The sequence below is a fragment of the Pseudorhodobacter sp. E13 genome, from assembly GCF_003991405.1.
Taxonomy (GTDB): Bacteria; Pseudomonadota; Alphaproteobacteria; order Rhodobacterales; family Rhodobacteraceae; genus Pseudorhodobacter.
The window spans coordinates 1-3,798 of record NZ_RPEN01000112.1; the positions used below are offsets into that span (position 1 = coordinate 1).

General features: G+C 56.1%; 3 protein-coding genes and 1 pseudogene. 3 read left to right on the top strand and 1 reads right to left on the bottom strand.

The window, feature by feature from the left end:
* Nucleotides 1-160 precede the first annotated feature (160 nt).
* Nucleotides 161-1,195, bottom strand: coding sequence for a nucleotidyltransferase domain-containing protein (locus EGN72_RS00430; RefSeq protein WP_127044705.1), 1,035 nt, complete (start codon nucleotides 1,193-1,195; stop codon nucleotides 161-163).
* Between the two features lie 285 nt (nucleotides 1,196-1,480).
* Between EGN72_RS00430 and EGN72_RS19360 the strand changes: the two genes are divergently transcribed.
* From EGN72_RS19360 to EGN72_RS00445, 3 genes and pseudogenes are all read left to right on the top strand, one after another.
* A complete protein-coding gene (locus tag EGN72_RS19360; RefSeq protein WP_233586970.1) occupies nucleotides 1,481-1,942 on the top strand; it encodes a helix-turn-helix domain-containing protein in 462 nt (153 codons plus the stop codon).
* 128 nt (nucleotides 1,943-2,070) lie between these two features.
* A complete protein-coding gene (locus tag EGN72_RS00440; protein WP_127044707.1) occupies nucleotides 2,071-2,802 on the top strand; it encodes a hypothetical protein in 732 nt (243 codons plus the stop codon).
* A gap of 168 nt (nucleotides 2,803-2,970) precedes the next feature.
* Nucleotides 2,971-3,222 (top strand): annotated as a pseudogene (locus tag EGN72_RS00445) (WGR domain-containing protein); the annotation flags it as partial.
* Nucleotides 3,223-3,798 lie beyond the last annotated feature (576 nt).

The window sequence follows — 3,798 nt, forward strand, 5'->3', positions numbered from 1 at the left end:
CTGCTCGTCCGTCAGCCAGAATAGATTGCTCATGATCACCCCCGTAGCTAGGGGCCTTGAATCACGCAGCGACGGCAGCCTCAAGCAAATCAATGGGTCCTGACCCTAGCCAACTTTGCGAGATGTGTGACAGCGCCGAAATCCGGTATGCGCACGTCTGTTACCAATTGGGCCCTGGATTGGGCTTCTTCTCGGGTGGGCCGGTCATTTGGTCTGCCAGTGCCTTCGGCAAAGTTGCGAGAAACGTGTCGTCTATCGGCAACTGTGGTAGCCGCTCTTTGATGAGTGCGATCACCGCCAGAGCTTGCGCCAGATCACGTCCTTTTTTGACCGGCTCTCTGTCGTCGCGTTGCGACAGCCAAAGTTTATGGGCCGCCCAATAGCGTGGATCGGGGCAGGTCATTGGGGCGGGAAATCCACGCTCATCGACGGCAATTGCGTCAACCGACGGCGCGTTGACCAGCCATTGCAGGCCAATGATTGGGGCTCCAACCAGATCGCCCTCAAAGGGTGACTCTGCTCCGGCCATTTTCTTCCATGCGGGCCGAGGCTCCGGCCTGATCAGTTCCACCATATAGCCATCGTTGTTGGTCAGGCGGTAATCCCGTTTGCTGCGAGTCTGAAAACTGCGATCCACCTTGTCTTGGATAAGCTTTGCCAGCCCTGTGAAGGTCTTGTCTTCCGTCAGTAGCCGTAGCCGCCGCCGATCATCTTGCAGAAGGTCGATATCGCCTGTGGCGGTAGCACCTTCCTCAAAGACAACGCCTGCCAGCGCCTCATAAGCATAGAGCGCGTTGGTGCCGATGACGCGCAATCCGGTTTGTTTGCCGTGAATGCGGAGTTCGCGCAGGATTCTGGCCGGTACGATTGGCATCCGCCCGGCACCGAGACTACGCAGAATGGCTGCCTGGGTGTTCAGGTTGTCTGACAGCGTTTGCAGACGCGTCTTGTTTTGTTCGCGAGTGGCCTTGAATCGCTCTAACAGTTGCTCTGTCTCGACGGACCTCGGCCCAAGGCTCTTTCCGACTGGCCCGATTCGACGGTATAGGTAATCTGTGCCATCACGCTGCTCAAAGGCCATTGTCCCTAGGAAGCTGTGCCGACGCAGATCTTCGGCCTCAATCCATGCCTGCCAAACCTGAGAGAGATTGATGCGCTCTCGAGCTGTTCTGTTGTCCAACTCATTGAAAATCATAAATTTGTTGTTCCTCTGGGGCGATATAGTCGACTAGACACCACAAATGTAGCATTTTCATATGGTTATGGATAGTATTTTGGACTTTACACCAGCAGCCGTCAAACGTTGGCCGACCGGCGGGCCTGGTTATCCAACGGATCAGTGAGTCTGATTAGGAGCTTTCTGGCACCGAAGACTGGTAATCGCCAGTTTTTCGAATAATGCGAATATTTAGCTTGTTTCGATTGAACGTCACGTGCACCTGTCATTGGACGCCGAACGGCGACGTAGGAGGGCAAAGTGGTGGCAGCGCACAAGGAACATTTCTCGAACCGGCTGCCCACAAAGGCCGAAATCGACAACGCAGATCAACTTCGTCACATCATCGCTTTGCAAGTGACCGAAGGCGAACCAGTCGACCTCTCGTTTGCCGGCCCCGGAGGCGAGACGCGCAACTTCACCCTCATTCCGGCACTTACCGACGCCTTGCTCGATATTATGCGCCTGATTTCAAGTGGTCGTGGGTTTCGCATGGTCCCCGTTGAAGCTGAGCTCACAACGCAAGTAGCGGCCGACATGCTCAATGTTTCCCGGCCCTTCTTGATTAGGCTGCTTGAAAAGGGCGATATTCCGTTCACAACTGTTGGTCGCCATCGTCGTATTCGGGCAACGGATCTTTTTGCCTATGAAACCGAACGTGACCAAGCCCGGTCCACTGTCCTGTCCGAACTTGCAGCGTTGGATTGCGAGGGCGGCCTGATTTGATCTTCCCGATGAACCGAAATGCAGCCATCATTTGACCAGCACTATGATGAGCTTGCGCCGCTAGGGTCTGTTCAGCCACCATTCGCCGGGGGTGTTTTCCCTATCCCAACCAATTGGATTTTCCGCTTATGGCCACCTCTGTCCAGTTTCGACCACATCCCGGCGGCGACTTAGTCATCACAACTGCGCCGATGGTGCGCGCATATCAGACTGTCGCGGCCTATCAGGTTGAACACGGCGAGATCGGGCTGACCAAGGCTGGGGCATGGAACCGGCACTGCATCGATTGGGTCGTGCGGCGGATGGATTTCCAAAACTGGACTGCTGAGAAGCTTTATCGTGTCAACAAGGTCTTGAACGAATATGACGTTCCACCCTTGGAATACCTTCGTGTGCTGCTCACGTCTTTGCGGCTTGGCCGTAAAATGGGTGGCGGATGGCGGCTGACAAAGCCCGGCATGGATCTGGCAGGCGATCCAGAAGCCGCCTTTGCCTCCATCGTGCCCGCATTCTTGTTTCGGTTCGACCATTCCGAAGGCATGCGCACAGGTGAGGCGCCTATCGGAGACTGGGATTTGTGGTTGAACGCCATTAACCGGATGCCTTGGGATGGCTTCACGCTCCCCGATCTGGCCAACCTCCTCTATGGCCCCAGTGCTGGCGGTGGATGGCGTGGTCCGGCGGGCGGGTTGTTCAGCGCTGTCGCCATGCCACTTGAGTGGATGGGCCTGTTGACTCGTACAGACAGTGGCGGCATCGACGAAAGGATATGGCGCAAGACCCCGCTTTGGTCAGCCGGACTGGAATTCCAACCTCAGACAATATCGACAAATGTGGTGCCATTTCCTTCGCGCGGATGAGGGCTGACACCGTGCGGGCCGTCTTACTTTTCACGGCGCGCGGTCAATTCAAGGGGCACGTCTCTTCAAGGCCGGTCATTCTCCCATGCGGCGCTGTTGAAAAGCGCGATCATGATGGAAACGTGCCTTGCTACCTGATATAGTAAATCCAGCTATCTGGATCACTATATGTTCGATCAGCCCGTCCAGCTCGAAATCTTTCCAACCGACCTCCACTTGAGGCGGATTGACTCGGCCTATAACATGCGTCGCTTCTACCGGCTTAGCGTTCAGCGTGACCTTTTTGGCGGCGCGTGTCTCATTCGGGAGTGGGGCCGGATTGGGTATCGGGGCCAGGTCATGATTGAAACCCATGATGACGAAGGAAAGGCGATCACCGCGCTCATGAAACTAGCCGCAGCCAAACGCAAACGGGGCTACTTAGGCATCGGCACCAGTGATCTAGGGCAAGAAAGCCAAACCCGCAGCCCAACCCGGCCTGTTCGACTGAGCGCGGCACGGTCTTAACCATCGGCTTGCGCCAAGCTCAGCCTTGCGGGTCTTATCCTCTTGAGCAGTCTTCGCGCGGCGACAGTTTCGTCTGTGCACGTCACAGCCGTTGAGGTTGCCCCCGAAACCGACCTTGCCGCGATATACCTTGCATCTTCCCGGTAATGCCGCCGCCACATCGGACTGGCACGTTCAGGGCGGTACGAACCATCACCTTCATGCCCTTTTCACAGATTGCGAGACTGGTCAGCGACCCGTGTTGGCCAGCGTTACATTCGGTTTGTCGCTGCAACTCGCCTCCTTTCTTGGAATTGCCCCATCTACAGTCCAGGCATTACAAGCCGCACACTGTCGTTGACATGCTCCCCCACTTTCCGGGTTTATTCTCCCTAGGCCCTGTTGATTGCCACTGAGAATTGACCCGGCAGCGGCCAAAATTGTCACTGAGAATTGACCCATGTGCAACCTTGCCCCGGCTTGAACCAGCTGGGGGCATTTGGAGTGATC

Bases quoted from the DNA above. Each gene is read 5' to 3' on its own strand.
- EGN72_RS00440 (WP_127044707.1), top strand. From the start codon at position 2,071: ATGGCCACCTCTGTCCAGTTTCGACCACATCCCGGCGGCGACTTAGTC.
- EGN72_RS00430 (WP_127044705.1), bottom strand. From the start codon at position 1,195: ATGATTTTCAATGAGTTGGACAACAGAACAGCTCGAGAGCGCATCAAT.